Raw genomic sequence first — 15,178 nt, 5'->3', positions numbered from 1 at the left:
ATCATCATGATCGTCACCCAGACCGTCCCGACCCCCGCCGGACCGCTCGCCCTGCTCGCCCGCGAAGACGTCCTGGTCGCGGCCGGCTTCACCGCCGACCCCCACGAGATGTTCGTACGCCTCTCGCCGCGCCTCCAGGCCGAGGGCCTGCGCGTGGGCGAACTCCCCGAAGCCGCCCAGGCCGTCGCCGACTACCTGGACGGCAGACTGGACGCCCTGGACAAGATCCCCGTGTCGCAGCCGGGCACGCCCACCCGCCAGCGCCTCTACCAGGCGCTCCGCGCGGTCCCCGCCGGGACCACCGTGCGCTACGCCGAACTGGCCGTCAGCGCCGGGCTGCCCGCGACCGCCGCCCGGGCGGCCGGCTCGGCCTGCGCCCAGAACCTGATCGCGCCCTTCGTCCCCTGCCACCGGGTGCTCCCGGCCGCGGGCGGGTACGGCGGCTACTACTACGGCCCGCCCGTGAAGGAGTGGCTGCTCCACCACGAGCGGGCCAACTGAGCCCCGGTCAGCCCTTGACCGTGCTCTGGACCTCGCCCACCTGGACGTCGCGGGTGACCGTACCCTCCACGGGGTCGAACACGAACGGAACCACGGACTGGTCGGCGTTGCTCGTCACCGGCCAGACGGTGGTGACGGTCAGGGTGTAGACCTTGCGCGGCTGATCCGCGGAAGCCCGCAGATACCGGACACCACACGTGAAAGCCGCACCCTTGGCGTACGGCCTCCCGGCCGGGCCGCAGTTCTCCTTGACCTCGGCCCGGTCGCTGGTCGTCCCGGCGTCGATCTTGATGTCGTCCAGGGTGGCGGTCACCGTGGCGCTCAGCAGGCCCGGCAGGGTCGCCGTGACCGAGCGGGTCGTCTGGCCCTGGCCGTTGAGCCAGACGAAGGTGGGCAGGTTCACGTAGCTCTTGGCGTCCGGATTGAGCTGGATCTGCGGCTCAGGAACGGTCAGCGCGGCCCTGGCGATGTCCAGGAGCTCGGTCATCGTGATCCCGGCGGGCGGCGTGTTGCCCTGATCCACCCAGATCGCGCCCTCCAGAGCGCTCCAGCAGGACATGCCGCCCGGGTCGGCCGCGTTGTAGGCGGGCGCCCACCAGCGGCCCGGCTGCCCGATCTTGTCCTTGAACTGCTTGAGGAACTCCTGGAACTCCTCCTCGGTGCTGTTCGGGTTGGTGTGGAACCAGAACGCCCGCAGGTCCTCCTGGGTCTTCAGCATGTCCTCGGCGCTGCGGCCGGGCTCGTACCAGCACGGCCGTTTGATCCGGTAGCCGTCGGGTTTCGCGCCCAGGCCGGTCCCGGTGATGACGATGGTGGAGTTCTCCAGTTGCACACCGACGGTGCGGCCGGCCTGGAAACCCTGGCCGTACGGCCCGCCCGGGTTGGGGGCGGCGGCCGGGGCGAGCGCGAGCGCCAGGGCGAGCAGCAGTCTCATCGGACCTCCTCGGAAATCAACGCAGGCACTCCTTCGCGCGTTCGTGGGGGTAGCTCGCGTGCCGGAACAGCTTGACCCGCCAGGTGCCGTCGTCCCCTCTCCGCACGGCGGCGACCTGCAGGTACGTGGATTGCGGCGGCGCCGTCCACGGCGGCTGGTCGGCCACCGGGTCACCCGCGGCATCGGTGACCCTGATGCCGGAGGTGTCGACGCACGCGTTGATCTCCGCACCCCGCCCGGTCACCGAGGCGACCCGGAGCGCGTACAGCTTGGCCGTGCCCTGCGCGGACTGCTTCTCGGCCAGGAAGCTCCTGACCCAGCGGTAGGCGTCCCGGTTGGCGGGCTCCTCGACGCCCTCCAGGTAGGACTCGTCCTCGCCGTCCGTGCCGACCGCGCGCCACTGGCCGACGAAGCTGTCGGTGAACGCCTTGACCATGACGTTCCGTTCGGACGGCCATTCGATCGTGACCTTCAGGCCCGGCGCGGCCGTGACCGTCTCCACGCCGGGCGCGGGCGCGGACGACGCGGCGGGAGCGGCCTTCGCGGTGGCCGCTCCGCCGCCCGGCACGAACTCCCGCCCGGCGGGCGCGCCGCACGCGGAAAGCACCAGGACCAGCAGCGCCGCTCTCGCGATGGTCACTCGTCCTCCCGTGCGTCGATCGGACGGTAATGACGCGGACCGGGGTGGATCCACCGTTATGCGGGTTTCGGCATGGCGCATTTCGGGGTCCTCCTCAGGCCAGTCGCGGAGCGCGCAGATCCGGTGCGGTGGTCCGGCGCCAGGCCGGGAACAGCTCGTCGATCAGCGCCTCCGTCTGGGGGGCCATGCCGCCGCCGTACGGGTGCGACGCCGCCCTCCGGTGCAGGGCGTCGACAACGGCACGCAGCCGGGCGTGGTCGCCGGTGGCGTGCGCGGCGCGGAGCAGGTCACGCCAGAGCGCCTCGTCGTCGGGGGCCAGCAGCAGCCCCGCCCTGGCGGCGGCCACCGCCATGTCCGGTTCGCGGCGGTCCAGCCGGGTCTCGCACACCCGGTGCGCGGCGTCGGCCACGGCGGCGGTCACGTCGTACTCCAGCGAGTCGGCGGCCAGCCAGGCGTACCGGTTTCCCGGGCGGGCGTTGAGCAGGGGCCCGCGGACCAGGCCGAGGGCGCGTTCCAGGGAGGCGGCGTCCCCGCGGCGTACGAGATCGCGGAACAGGTCCCAGTCGGTGCGCACCTCCGGGCTGAGCCGCAGCCGCCCCGACTCGTCGGTGTAGAGGTAGGAACGTCCCCGGGAGTCCTTGCCCAGCCACTGCGCGACCCGGGCGATCGTGGCGTCCCTGACCATCGGCTGCACCCCGCGCGGCCACAGCACGCCGCCGAGCACCACTGGATGCACGCCGCCCGGATGGGTGGCCAGGTAGACCACCAACTCCTGCGCGAGCGACGCGCGACCCTCCTCCAGCATGTTCACCGGACTGATCTCGATCGGACCGAGAATGCGCACCTCGATCGCGGGCGGCATATCCGCTCGGTACGGCTCCCGCGGGTCCTGCCACGACTCGGACCGGGGCTCCCCCTCGGTCCGCCCAGCCGTCCGGAACAGATCCACGACCGCCTGGTAGTGCCGCCGCGGCAGCAACTGCGCGTCCACGTCGAACCCGAGCGTCTCCACCAGCGCCCGCCCGTCCTCGGTGATCTCCCACGTCCAGGTCGCGTGCGGTACGGCTCCCGCGACGACGAACCCGGAGGCCGTCCTTGTCCCCTTACTGAGCAGGGCCAGCCTGCGCGCCTCCTCGGCAGTGGGCTGGATGGCCGACAGCAGGTAGTGCGGCGGCCAGGCCGGGTCGTGGGCCCGCCCGTGGATGCGCCCGGTGAGCACGTCGCCGGGCTGGTCCTGGGCTTGTTCCTCGAGTTCGGGAAGGACTTCGGCGAGGCTGGCGGCCACGCGTACACGATCGGGGGCGATCAGGGAGAGTTCCTCACCGAACCCGACAAGGGTGATGCGCATCTGGTCCGACCAACGGTTGGTGGCCAGCTCCACGGCGAGCGCGGACAGGGCCGCCAGCGTGTTGGGACCCGTCATGGAGATCACCCCGTGCGCGGCCTCCAGGTCGATGAGCACACGCCCACCGCCTCCCGTCCCGAGCGACACCAAGCCCGGGTACGGCGCGGGGACGTCGCTCATCGTGTTCTCGTCGATGCGGCGTCCCTCGTGCGCCGCCAGCCGCCAGACCTGGCCGTCGTCGGCGACCTCCCAGGGTTCGGGGGCGTTGCGGTCCGGGGGGTGGATCCACAGGTCCATGCTGCGGCTGGACAGATGCACGCCGTAGATCGCCGGCGGGCGTCGATCGGCGTCGGCCAGCAAACGCCCGAGCAACCGCAAACCGGAGTCCAGCATCCTGCTGCCGGGCGCATCGGAGCCGATCCGGATCGCGACTTCAGCACTGGCCGCGTCACCACGCGGACGCACCACGCGATACCCAAAAGCGCGCCGCCACAACTGTTCCCGGCGCCTACGCCCCAGCAACGCGAGCAACCCAGCCGACAGCAGGGACGCACCGGCCAGATAATCGACCAGATCCAGCCCCGCCGCAGCCTCCTCAGGCTCAGCGACCGCATCCACAGCCGGCACATCTTGTACGGCCCCGCCATCGACGCCCGCTGGCCGGGTCGGAGAGTTATCCCGCTCTGCCCCTTCGTCGAAGCGATCGCCAGAAGATTTCGATTCAGCCAGGCTCTTCCCGGATTCTGCGGCCACGTCGCCCGAGGACCTGGAGTCGCCGGTCGAAGACTCCGCGGACGCTCCGGATTTGGAGTCGCCGGACTGCGCCTTCGGGTCGCCCTTCTGATCGGGCCAGGCGGAATCGGGCAGCGTGATCCGCGGCCTGGTCGGCGAATCGTCCCTGTCCGCGCTTTCGTTTCCGGCTTGACCGGTTCCTACCTCACCGGTGTCGGGACGAGTGATGTCCTGCTCAGCACCGCCGGGGGTACGCGAATCCACCCCGCCGGGCTGCCCGCGTCCATCGCCGTCGGACCCGGACTTACCGGCATCCGGCTTACCCGCGTCGGGCCTGCTCTCCGACACATCCGGCCGGGACTCCGACCTACCCGAGTCCGGTCTGCTCTCTGAGGCGTCCGGCCGGGACTCCCACCTGCCCGCGTCCGGGTTGCTGATTCTGGGGTTGTCGCGGAGGTCGTTGGCGTCTGGGAGAGCCGGGCGGGTTGCGTCGAGGTCGGTGGGTGGGCCCGGGTGGTCGCTGAGGATGTCCCGGCGGTTGTCGTCGGCGGAGACGATGTGGACGTTCCTGGCGTCGTCGGGCATGTCGAGGACCCAGCCGGGGCGGATCAGGTCGGCCATGTGGAGGCGGCTGCCGTCCGGTTGTTCCTTGTGCTGGTTGAGCTGGTAGATCTCCGGGTATCTGCGGCCGTCGCCGAGGCATTTCTCGGCTATCTCCCAGAGGCTTTCGTGGTGGCGTCCGTGGGGTGGCTGCACCACGTACACCTTCTTGACCTCTCGGGGTTGCAAGGCGGGACGGTCTTCGGCGGCCGGGGCCAGGACGGGTGTCGTTTGCGCGGTCAGGTGGGATTGGATCGGTGGCGCGGTGGCGACCCTCGCGAACGGAACCGCCACAGCCGTCGCGGTGAACAGGACCAGGACCGCGCCCACCAAGCGATTGGCCAGCGCCTGGGTGCCTCCAGCGAGCGGCACTCTGGCCGGCATCCCGATCCGGCGGATCGCCGCATAGACCTCGACGATCACGCAGATGACCAGTTGCAGCCAGGCCAGCCAGACCAGCAGCACCAGCACCGCGATGATCGTCTCAGGGCCGACCTGGCTGGTGAACACATCCAGATCGAAGAGCCCTTCCGGCACCGGCGGCCCGGCCAGCCGAATCAGCCCGAACGGCACTCCACCCACGAGCGCCGCCAACGCCACCAACGCCGCAAGGCCGGCGAACACATCGCCAACCGTCCGCCGACGCGGAATCCGCCCCGGCTCCCCCCGCCCACGCACCGCTCTCCGCCCAACCTCTCCCTGCACAGCGAGCCGCTGCGCCCCCCGCCGCCGTTCCTGAATCTCCTCCCGACTGGGCCGCCCCCCAGGCAACCCCAACTCCCTCTCCCGCCGCCCCCCACCACGCCCCCGCTGCCCCCGCCCCGCAGAGGACCCTGCACCCCGCTCCCGAGCTCCAGACCCCGACGCGAACCCGCGATCCCGCTCTCCGGCTCCAGAGCCCGAACCGAACTCGCGGTCGCGCTCCCTGACCCCAGAACCCGAACCGAACTCGCGATCCCGCCCCGTAACTCCGGAGCCTGAACCGAACTCGCGGTCGCGCTCCCTGACCCCAGAGCCCGAACCGAACTCGCGATCCCGCTCTGCGGCTCCAGAACCTGAACGGAACCCGCGGTCGCGCTCCCTGGCTTCAGAGTCCGAGCGGAACCCGCGGTCCCGCTCCTCTGGCCCAGAACCGGACAGGAATCCCCTGTCCCGCTTCTCAGCAGCAGAACCCGAAGCGAATCCCCTGTCCGGCTCTCCAGCCTCGAAATCCGAAGAGAATCTCCGGTTCCGCTCTTCGACCCCGGGTCCCGAAGGGAACTCCCGGCTTCGCTCTCCAGCTCCTTGACCTGCGCGCTTTCCGGTTTCCGCAGGGAAGCCCGAGGTCCGGTCCCCCGCGAGGTCTCCCCGTTCCTGCTGACGCACAGCCGATTCTTCGGGGAGTCGTCCCCCGAGAGAACGACCGCCTCGCGCCCTTTGGAGAGCTTCGTCGCTCGATGCGTCCCACGTAGGTTCGTCCCGCCGTGGCCAGCCGGGAGATCCGGCGCCCTGTCGTCCCCGGGCTGAACCACCGGCCTGGGGTATCCCTGTGGGGCGCGGGAAGGGCTGATTCTGACGCGAGTCCGGGACCCTCTGATCGCCGGCGAAGGCCGAGGTCGGCCGGTCCCCAGCAGGACCTAGATCTCCGCGGTCCCGCACCGAATCGTGGCTCTGGCGACTTCCGTCCGCCCCTGCGCCAGGCCAAGGACGTGGGGAGCTTCCACGGTCCTCCGCGTACCCCCTGACCGCCCGATCGACCTGGGAACCACGCGCGTACCGCCTTATCGGCGAATCCTCCCCGTTTATATCGCCGGAGGCTCGACCGTCCTGCTCCTCGAAGGATTCCCGACCCCTCTTCCACGGCTCCTGGTCCTGCCCATAACCCTGGCTGCGCCTACTGCCCTGTCCTTGGCCGCGGCTCTGGCCCTGGCTCTGGCTCTGGCCGCGGCTCTGGCTCTGGCCGTGGCCCGGGTCAGGGCTTGGGCCTTGGCTCAGCACCCGGCCCTGCTCCTGGCCCCAGCTCTGCACCCGGCCCTGCTCCTGGACCCGGCCCTGGTCCGGACCCTGCTCGATGCCCTGGCCGTGGCCTCGGCTCGGGTTCTGCGAGGAGGTACCTTCCGGCCGGCGATTGGACGAAGCCCCGGTATGCCGATCGCGTGTTGGGGCCGCTGAGGACGAAGCCTCTGCGGGGTATCCGGGGCGGGGAACCATTGGGGAGCCCGCGACGAGCTGGTCGCCGTATGAGGTGGGGGATGGGCCGGTTTGGTGCCCGTTTGCAGGGTGGTCGTCAGGGGTGGCGTGAGGGGTGGGATCTCCGGGTGGGTTGGCGGGTTGAGGGGGTGTGGGGAGTGATGTGACGCGGTGGTCTTTGAGGGAGTTCCATGGCTTTGGGCTGCTGAATGGGTCCGTCAGCGGGCGGCCGTGGGTGGGGTGGGGGGGGTGGTGGTCGTCGGGGGAAGGTGCGGTTTTGCGGTCGGCGTACCAGGCGCGTACCCAGTCGGTTTTGGGGGTTGGGGTGGCGGCCGGAACTGAACGCGCCTCTGGCCTGGCCGGATGCGCATCCGTTTGAGGCGGACTGCCAGTCGATTGGGCTGGGATCACGGCTGAAATCCCGGGCGGCTGGGCTGGAATCGCAGTCGGACTCGCAGGAGGTTGCGTTGGAATCGCGGTTGGACTCGCAGACGGTTGGGCTGGAATCGCAGTTGGAGCCGGAGGAGGTTGGGCTGGGATCGCGGTTGAGGCCGCAGCCGGTTGGGGTGGGATGGCAGGTGGTTGGGTTTGGGTGGAGGTTGTGAGGGTGTGGGTGGCGAGGAATGGCTTGGGGAAGCCGGCTACCGGGACGTCGCCGGGTTCGCCGGAGCGGGGGATGGGGCGTTGAGGTGGGATGGGTGGGTCTGACGGGGTGTGGGGGGTGGGGTTCGTGGGCATGCGTCAGACCTCCCCGGGGGTGTGGGTGGCGGTGGGCCCTTTCAGGGTGGTGAGCGGTCGTGGGGTGGGCCAGCGATTCGACCGGATCGGCATAGGGGTCATGCGTCTCCTTCGTCTGGGATCGCGGTGGCGACCGCGGTCATGTCGGCGCCGCCGAAGCCGATGACGGAGAGGAAGAAGGCGTCCCAGTGCACGCTGACACCGACGGTCACCTCGGTCTGCCCGCCGCCGACCGTGCATTCGGTGAGCTGCACGCCGTCCAGGGAATGAGCGGTGATGATCTCCTCGGCTCGGCCGCAGACTTCGGCGTCGCCGAGGAGGCGTACCTGACCAGTGGCACGCAGGTTCTCGACATCGATCTGGTCGGCGGCCCCCCGCGCACCCTGCTCAGCGATGTCCGCCGCCTTGAGCCGGGAGTTGATCGCGGCCCCGCCATCCACCAGCAGCCCCGCCAGCAGAAACACCGCCACCGAGAACAACACCACGAACACGGACATCGAACCGCGCTCACGGCGAGGCCCGCCCAGGAAACCGGTCGGAGAGGCGCACGCAGACCATGGACGGCAAGGGGGGTTGGTCATTCGACCCTCCGGAACTGTTCCAGGGGGACGACTGAGTTGCCGGTCATTTGCTTGGTGGTGCCGAAGCCGAGGAAGTCGAGGTCGAGTTCGCAGGTGATGGTTACGGCCACGACGCCGCCTTCGGCCCACTCGGTGCCGGCCATGCTCACCTGGGGTGGGCACTCCTCTCCCAGGACTGACTGAGCGGTTTGCTCGGCCGCGCCGGTGGCGGCGTCTTCGGTTCGCTGGACGGAGGCGGCCCGAGCGGCGTCCCGGGCTGCGCCGTTGACCTCGCCCTGGGCTTCGACGACGCGGCCCGCACCCACCAGGAACATCAGGAAGAGGAGGAAGACGGGGGCCAGCATCACCGTTTCCGCGGTCATCGAGCCACGCTCACGGCGTACGTCGTGAACGTTCCTGACAGCTCCGATGCGCGGGCGGCGCTGGTGGACGCGGTCACGAGAGGGCGTCACTCGCATGTGTCGCTCCCGTCGTCGGGACGGAAACACTCGATCGGGCCCCCAGATCTGGCGGTGATCGTGAAGGCGAGTTCGGGGAGCAGGGGAACGACCTGGACGGCGGTTCCGGTCACCTCGACGCCGCGCTGGTCGCCTTCCTCGAAGGCGGTCGCCGTGGCGGACTGGAGGAGTTCCGGGCCGATCGCCTGGATGATCTGGGTGGCTTTGGCCTCGGCTTCGGTGGGCCACGCCTCCGAGGCGCCGGCGGATCGGGCGACCCTGGCGCCTTCACGGGCCGCCGCGTCCGCCACCTGCCGACCGTGGAACCACAGCGCCATCTGCACCACGAGCAGAACCACCGCAAGAATGACCGGCATCAGAATCGCCAGTTCGATCACCGTCGCCCCACGCTCTCCACGCCGAAGACGACGACCATCACCCCCAGCCCGACGGCGACGCGAACCGACGACGGTCCGCGAGGGGGTTCCTGCGGAGTTCCGCTGGATCATTGGCCGACACCGCTCCCGTCGCCGCCCCCGCCGCCACCTCCGAAGTTGCTGCTGATCTCGGCGGACTTCCCCTCGACCAGACCCTTGATGAGCGTGGCCAGCCCCAGGGCGACCCCCGCGATGATGGCCGTGATGATGACCCATTCCACGGCGGACGCCCCTCGGGTGGGCGCGTTGCGTGCCTGCTGAATGCGTACGTTCAGCATCGCTACCAGGTATTCGATCATTTAAGACCCCAACATCTTCATGGCTGCCGGATAACTGAGAAAGATCACGAAGCCGGCGCACAGCAGCAGTTGAGCCACGAGCATCGACTGGGAGCGTTCGCCCGCCTTGCCCTCGATCTCGGCCAGCTCACGGCGCCGGAGCGTGGCGGATCGGGCGGTCAGCGAAGCCCGTACCTTCGCGCCGTCGTCGGCGACCAGGCCGAGCGCGGCGGACAGATCGCGCAGTTCGTCCACGTTGATCTCGTCGCCGAGCTGGCCGAGCGCCTGCCACGGCGTGATGCCGACGATGCGGGCGTTGGCCAGGGACTCCCGGATGCGCTCCATCGCCCAGTTGGACCCGGGCGCGTCGGCCAGCGACCCGTTCGCGGCCGGGGCGGGGCTGCCGACGGACACCGCCATCAGGAGCGCCTCGGGCACGCCCCGGCCACCGGCCAGGTTCATCGACACCAGGTCGAGAAAGGCCCCGACCGCGTGCCGGAAATCGCGACGCCGTACGGCCGCGTCACGCCGGATCTGCGCGTCCGGCAGCAGGAAGAACACCACCGACACCAGCAGGGCCGACCAGAACGGCACGTGCAGGGAGACGCCCCAGCCCATCACCGCCAGCCACCCGACCAGCAGCGGAAACGCGAACAGCCCGGACACGGCGAGCAGCACCTTGGTGGCCAGGAAACCCTCGAAAGACTTCCCCAGCAGGGTCAGGTCGGCCCGTACGGAACGGGCTTCCCAGCCGCGGGCCTGGTAGAACTTGGCCAGCCGTACGCCCAGGGAGCGCCGGAAGGCGCTGACCTGCTCGTCGGGGGCCACCAGCGGGGCACGCACCACGTCCTCGCCGGCTCTGGCCTGGTCGAGCGCGGCCAGCCGGGCCACCAGGCCGGGCCGGGGCGGGAACAGCGCCCGCAGCAGCAGGAAGATCCCCAGGCCGAGTACGGCCCCGGCGAGCACGGTCTCGGTCATGAGGGCACCTCGGCTTCCTCGGGCCTGGCGGCGACATCCGGCCTGCGGTACGGCGCGAGGATCCGGGCCGGCTGGTCGAATCGGGCGAGCCGCCGCATCCACGCGAATCCCGCGCCGAACAGGGCCGCGACCACGATGAGTACGGCCTGGCCGAGCAGCGAGTTGTACTCCTGCACGTACGACCGATTGAAGATCACGAGGAAGGCCGCGAAGGTGAGGGCGGTGCCGACCACGATCTGCACGCTGCGCCGGGTGGCGCGCCGTTCCGCCTCGACCCGGCGGCGCATGTCCAGCTCCTCGCGGGCGGACAGGGCCAGCGCGGAGAGCACGTCCCGCAGGCCGGGTCCGCGCAGCTTGGAGTTGAGGATCAGCGCGGCGACGACCAGGTCCGCGGAGGGGTCGTCGAGTTCGTCGGCGAACATGCGGAGCGCGTCGGAGAGCGCCATCCGGGTGTGCATGCGGTCGACCAGGGCGCGCAGGTGCGGGCGCAGACTGGGGGCGGCGGCCCGGATGGAGACGGGGATCGCCTGCTCCAGGCCGGCGGCGCCCGCGATGGTGTCGCGGAGCGACTCGGTCCAGGCGGCCAGGCCCTCCAGGCGGCGCATCGAGCCGCGTTCCTCGGCGGCGCCGCCGGTGAGGCCGCGCCAGGCCATCACGAGCAGGGCCGAGCCGACGGCGACGACGGGCCAGCCGGTCAGCACGAGGACGACGGCTGCCGTGATCACGGCGACCGCGGTCCTGGTGGAGAGCGTGCGCAGCAGTTCCATCCGGCGGGCGGTGCCGTCGGGGCCCGCGGGGCGGGGCGGCCTGCCGTACAGGGCGAGGGCGAGGAGGAAGAGGCCGCCGCCGATGGCGGCGCCGGAGATCAGCACGAGCGGGTCGAGGAGGCCGGGTGGGATCATGACCAGGCTCCTTCGTAGCCGTGTTCGGCCAGTTCCTCGATGCACGCGATGGGGGCGTGCGGGACGACGGAGCCGTTGTCGGTGGCGATGAAGATCTCCGAGGAGAGCACCCGGCCGTCGCAGCCGGCCACCTCGCGCACCGAGGAGACGAAACGGCGCAACCGCCCGCCCCGGTGGTAGTCATTGCGTTTCTCGATGAAGACGACGAAGTCGATGGCGCCCGCGATGAGCATGTGGCTGGCCTCGATGGGGAGGCGCTCCTCGGCCTGCAGGGCGTACGTGGCGATGCGGTTGAAGACCTCGATCGAGGAGTTCGCGTGGATCGTGGACAGCGAGCCGTCATTGCCCTGGGTCATCGCGTTGAGCATGGTGACGATCTCGTCGCCGAGCACCTCGCCGACGATCACGCGGGACGGGTTCATCCGCAGCGAGCGGCGGACCAGTTCGGCCATGCTGATCTCGCCCTGGCCCTCGGAGTTGGGCAGCCGCTGCTCGAACGCGACCACGTTGGGGTGCAGCTCGGGGAACTGGTCGAGGCCGAGTTCCAGGGCGCGCTCCACCGTGATCAGGCGCTCCACCGGGGCGATCTCGTTGGCCACCGCGCGCAGCAGGGTGGTCTTCCCGGCGTTGGTGGACCCGGCGATCATGATGTTCTTCCTGGCCGAGACGGCGGCCGAGAGGAACCGGCCCAGCTCGGGCGTGAGCGTGCCGTTGCCGACCAGGTCGCTGACGAAGACCTTGCCCAGCCGGGCCCGGCGGATCGAGATCGCGGGGCGCACCGTGACGTCCATCACGGCCGAGAGGCGTGAGCCGTCCGGGAGGCGCAGGTCCAGCTGCGGATTGGCGGTGTCGAACGGGCGGGAGGACAGGCCGGAGTAGGCGGCGAGGATCTGGATGAGCTCGATCAGCTCCTCGTCGGATTCGGCGACCGGCTCGTGGGTGAGCTCCTGACCGTCCGCGTACCCGACGAAGACGCGGTCGCAGCCGTTGATGTCGATGTTCTCGACTTCGGGGTCGTCCAGCAGCGGCTGGAGCCGGCCGACGCCGAACAGCGCCGCGTGGATGCCGGCGGCGAGCGCCTCCTCCTCTTCCGCGCTCGGCGGGGTGCGGCCCACGCCGATCTCGCTGCGCGCGAACTCCTCCAGCACCTGCGCGATCAGCGCCCGCGCGAACTGCCGCTCGTCCTCGCCGCTCATCGGCAGCAGGCCGCTGGCCTGGTCCAGCCTGCGCTGGTGGGCGAGCCGGTCGCCGACCTCCTGCCGGAAGCGTTTCACCAGGGTGTGGTCGATGTTCATGGGCTCTCCTCGCGGGGCCCCGGCACGATCGGCCGCCCGTTGACCCGGCGTGGCTCGGCCTCAGCCACCCGCCCGGCCAGGCGGCCGGCCAGCTCCCGCGCGGTCCTGATCAGCATGCTGCGGTCCAGCCGCCCACCCCACTGGCCGCGCAGCAGCTCGGCTCCCTTCGGGTCGTACGCGAGACCGCCGACGAACGCGACGTCCCAGCCCGACACGATCCGCCGGACTTCGTCCAGCTCTGACCTGTACGCCCTGGGGTCGGCGATCACCACCACCCCCACCTGCTGTTTGAGCAGCGTGAGCCGCTCCCGCAGGTGGGCCACGTGGTCGAGGCTGGCCCGGGTGAACAGCACGATCTGGTCCGCCTCCGCCAGCAGGTCGTTGACGGCCGGGTGTGCGCCCAGCCGGCCGCAGTCCGCCAGCACGTCGGTGTGCGGCAGCGCGGCCAGCGAGCGCCCGAGCGGGCTCCACAGCCAGGTCAGGCCGGCGGCCTGTTCCGCGTTGGTGAGCCCGGCCAGCACGTCCAGGCCGCCGACCAGCTTCTGGGTGTGCTCGTACACCTGCTCGGCGTGCATGCCGCGGCGGGCCACCGCGCCCAGGCTGAGCAGGCCGCGGCCCGGATTGAGCACGCCGCCGTCGGCGGCCGGCAGGCGGTAGGCGAGATCACCTCCGGACGGGTCGCATTCGGCCAGCAGCACGGGCCTCGGCCACACCGCGCCGAGTGCCGTCGCGGCGGTGGTCACTCCCGGGGCCCCCTTGTCGGCGGCCAGGACGATCAGTGCCATTCGCTACCGTGCCCCGGGAAGCACGGCCAGGGCGATCTCGCCGCTGGAGGCGTACTGCGCGACGGTGGGTGAGACCGCGGTGTCCACGATCACGGTGACCAGGCCGGTGGCGGCGCGGCCGGGCGCGCCGACGCTGTGCACGAGGGCGTTCTGGGCGAGGATGCGCTGCTGGGAGGCGGCGGTGGCGCCGCGCCCCGCGGCGGGCACGTAGATCACCTGGACGATGTCGCCCTTGGTGAGCCCGACGGGCGCCTGCCCCGATTTCAGGGCGAGTCCGACCTGCGCCTTGCCTGGGCCGAGCTGCTCGCTCTCGGTGCTGGTCATGTTCTCGGTGAGCAGGGTGCCCGGCAGCAGGGTCACCGACGCGTAGGTGGTGAGCACGCGGTCCCGGAAGCGCCAGGCGACGTAGTCGATCCCGGTTTCGGCGATCTGCACCTCCTGCAGCGCGGACGCCGGGATCTTCTCGCCCGCGCCCACCTGCTCGATGATCCGTACGGCCGAGACGCGGTCGCCGCTGCGCAGCACCAGCAGCGTGGTCGCCAGCGCTCCGCCCAGGATGAGGAGCACGGCCAGCGCCGCGAGGGCAGGCTTGCGCTCGCGTGGCGGCACCGGCAGTTTCCGCGCGGCGGGTCCGGACAGGCCAGATCGTTCCACCGGGCCGGTACGGCTCTCGCGGGCGGGCTTCTCGCTGATCCTCATGGGTGGGGGGCTCCCAGAGTCCAAGTCCACGCGCACGCGGCACAAAGCCACATGATCACGAGGAGGGCCGATCAAAACATTTTCGGATTCGCGCGAAATTTCACGCCATTATGGACATCACCGACCGGCACTGATTCCCAAAACGAGGGACCCATGCTTATCGGTTATAGGTCATCCCGTCAACGAGAAAAGTATTACCGCAGGTCAAGCGATAGGTTCGTCACACTGGTAACAGGCGTAACATGACTACCGGATCTTCCTGAGATACTGTCTTAACACAACATAACCACAAAAAGTCAAGAGTGTACGAAATGTCAACGCGAATCGCCTTGACTATTGTCTTGACAAAACTTGTTGCCGTGGCTTCATTGTGGAGATCGCCAGATGAGGAATGCCCGGGGGTGGCCCCCTCCCACCCACCCCTCGCCCCCACGCGACGGAGCCATATGCCCCTACTCGTCCCACGCACCCGCCCCCTGGAACGCTCGACCATCCATGCGCGCCCAGCCGATCCCCGACTTCGACCGTTCCCACGCCTTCACTGGTTGCTACGCCGAACCAGCCGGGTGCGTTCAATCGGGGCTGCGCTCATGTCCGGACTTGTGGCGCGGGAGCCCGCCCAACCAGGGGCTGGCGTCTTTTCTCGCCGCCCCGGCCGCTTGCGATCTGCGTTGTTCGGTCCGCACCCCCCGACCTGCCAAGCCGGGACATATGACTAATGACACGACAATTGACCGAATTGGCCACAACCTGGGCACGGCGCAACCTGCGCATAGTGCGGATAGCCTCCAGGCCGCCCTGTTGTCGGCGGTTTCGCGTCAGCGAATCAAAGGGCGGGCACCCCGCCAACGCCGAAAGCAGAAGCAAGTACACAACCCCGACCAAACGAGCCGCCCGGCAAGGCGCCATGGAACCAGGAGGGGGAAGCAAGAGCCCGGCTCTCCAGCAGGAGCGGAATGCATCCACAGCCCCTGCAACGGCCACCACGGCATGGGACGAAACACGAAGGGCCAAGCGCGAAGGCGCGAGGCGCGGATCGGGAGGCGCGGATCGGGAGGCGCGGATCGGGTGGGGCAGCGCCCGGAGGAGGCGAAGCCCGCAACCCGAAGCGCGGAAGAGGTGGAACC

The 15,178-nt window shown here is 70.2% G+C and carries 13 protein-coding genes; 1 reads left to right on the top strand and 12 read right to left on the bottom strand.

What is annotated here, in order from left to right; all coding sequences use genetic code 11:
- Positions 1-6: 6 nt before the first annotated feature.
- On the top strand, positions 7-501 hold the full coding sequence (locus Aph01nite_RS01425) for a methylated-DNA--[protein]-cysteine S-methyltransferase (RefSeq protein ID WP_204038849.1): 495 nt from the start codon (positions 7-9) through the stop codon (positions 499-501).
- Between the two features lie 7 nt (positions 502-508).
- On the opposite strand, the gene Aph01nite_RS01420 is transcribed toward Aph01nite_RS01425, so the two are convergent.
- From Aph01nite_RS01420 to Aph01nite_RS01365, 12 genes are all read right to left on the bottom strand, one after another.
- A complete protein-coding gene (locus tag Aph01nite_RS01420; RefSeq protein WP_204038848.1) occupies positions 509-1,435 on the bottom strand; it encodes a hypothetical protein in 927 nt (308 codons plus the stop codon).
- A gap of 16 nt (positions 1,436-1,451) precedes the next feature.
- Positions 1,452-2,075 carry a hypothetical protein gene (locus Aph01nite_RS01415; RefSeq protein WP_204038847.1) on the bottom strand — a complete coding sequence of 208 codons (624 nt, stop codon included), beginning with the start codon at positions 2,073-2,075 and terminating at the stop codon, positions 1,452-1,454.
- 94 nt (positions 2,076-2,169) lie between these two features.
- The gene (locus tag Aph01nite_RS01410) at positions 2,170-5,376 is read right to left on the bottom strand and encodes a hypothetical protein (RefSeq protein WP_204038846.1); all 3,207 of its coding nucleotides are present in this window, start codon (positions 5,374-5,376) and stop codon (positions 2,170-2,172) included.
- A 2,381-nt stretch (positions 5,377-7,757) separates the two neighbouring features.
- Complete coding sequence (locus tag Aph01nite_RS01405; protein WP_204038845.1) at positions 7,758-8,156, bottom strand: pilus assembly protein TadG-related protein; 399 nt, start codon at positions 8,154-8,156, stop codon at positions 7,758-7,760.
- An 80-nt stretch (positions 8,157-8,236) separates the two neighbouring features.
- Positions 8,237-8,602 (bottom strand): TadE/TadG family type IV pilus assembly protein, encoded by a 366-nt coding sequence (locus tag Aph01nite_RS01400; RefSeq protein WP_204038844.1) that lies wholly within the window; start codon positions 8,600-8,602, stop codon positions 8,237-8,239.
- Positions 8,603-8,688: 86 nt separating this feature from the next.
- Positions 8,689-9,075, bottom strand: a complete 387-nt coding sequence (locus Aph01nite_RS01395; protein ID WP_275418234.1) for a TadE family protein — start codon at positions 9,073-9,075, stop codon at positions 8,689-8,691.
- Between the two features lie 107 nt (positions 9,076-9,182).
- The gene (locus Aph01nite_RS01390) at positions 9,183-9,413 is read right to left on the bottom strand and encodes a hypothetical protein (RefSeq protein ID WP_204038842.1); all 231 of its coding nucleotides are present in this window, start codon (positions 9,411-9,413) and stop codon (positions 9,183-9,185) included.
- Positions 9,414-10,370 (bottom strand): type II secretion system F family protein, encoded by a 957-nt coding sequence (locus tag Aph01nite_RS01385; RefSeq protein ID WP_204038841.1) that lies wholly within the window; start codon positions 10,368-10,370, stop codon positions 9,414-9,416.
- Positions 10,367-11,272 carry a type II secretion system F family protein gene (locus Aph01nite_RS01380; RefSeq protein ID WP_204038840.1) on the bottom strand — a complete coding sequence of 302 codons (906 nt, stop codon included), beginning with the start codon at positions 11,270-11,272 and terminating at the stop codon, positions 10,367-10,369. The genes Aph01nite_RS01385 and Aph01nite_RS01380 overlap by 4 nt, the downstream gene beginning before the upstream one ends.
- Positions 11,269-12,567: a TadA family conjugal transfer-associated ATPase gene (locus Aph01nite_RS01375; protein ID WP_204038839.1), complete on the bottom strand. Its 1,299-nt coding sequence runs from the start codon at positions 12,565-12,567 to the stop codon at positions 11,269-11,271. Before Aph01nite_RS01375 ends, Aph01nite_RS01380 begins: the two co-directional genes overlap by 4 nt.
- Positions 12,564-13,352, bottom strand: a complete 789-nt coding sequence (locus tag Aph01nite_RS01370) for a MinD/ParA family ATP-binding protein (RefSeq protein WP_204038838.1) — start codon at positions 13,350-13,352, stop codon at positions 12,564-12,566. The genes Aph01nite_RS01375 and Aph01nite_RS01370 overlap by 4 nt, the downstream gene beginning before the upstream one ends.
- Positions 13,353-13,355: 3 nt before the next feature.
- Complete coding sequence (locus tag Aph01nite_RS01365; RefSeq protein ID WP_204038837.1) at positions 13,356-14,051, bottom strand: hypothetical protein; 696 nt, start codon at positions 14,049-14,051, stop codon at positions 13,356-13,358.
- Positions 14,052-15,178: the final 1,127 nt, after the last annotated feature.

This window comes from Acrocarpospora phusangensis, assembly GCF_016862995.1.
Taxonomy (GTDB): Bacteria; Actinomycetota; Actinomycetes; order Streptosporangiales; family Streptosporangiaceae; genus Acrocarpospora; species Acrocarpospora phusangensis.
Note: the sequence above shows the minus strand (reverse complement) of the source record. Positions and strands in the feature narration are given on the sequence as shown.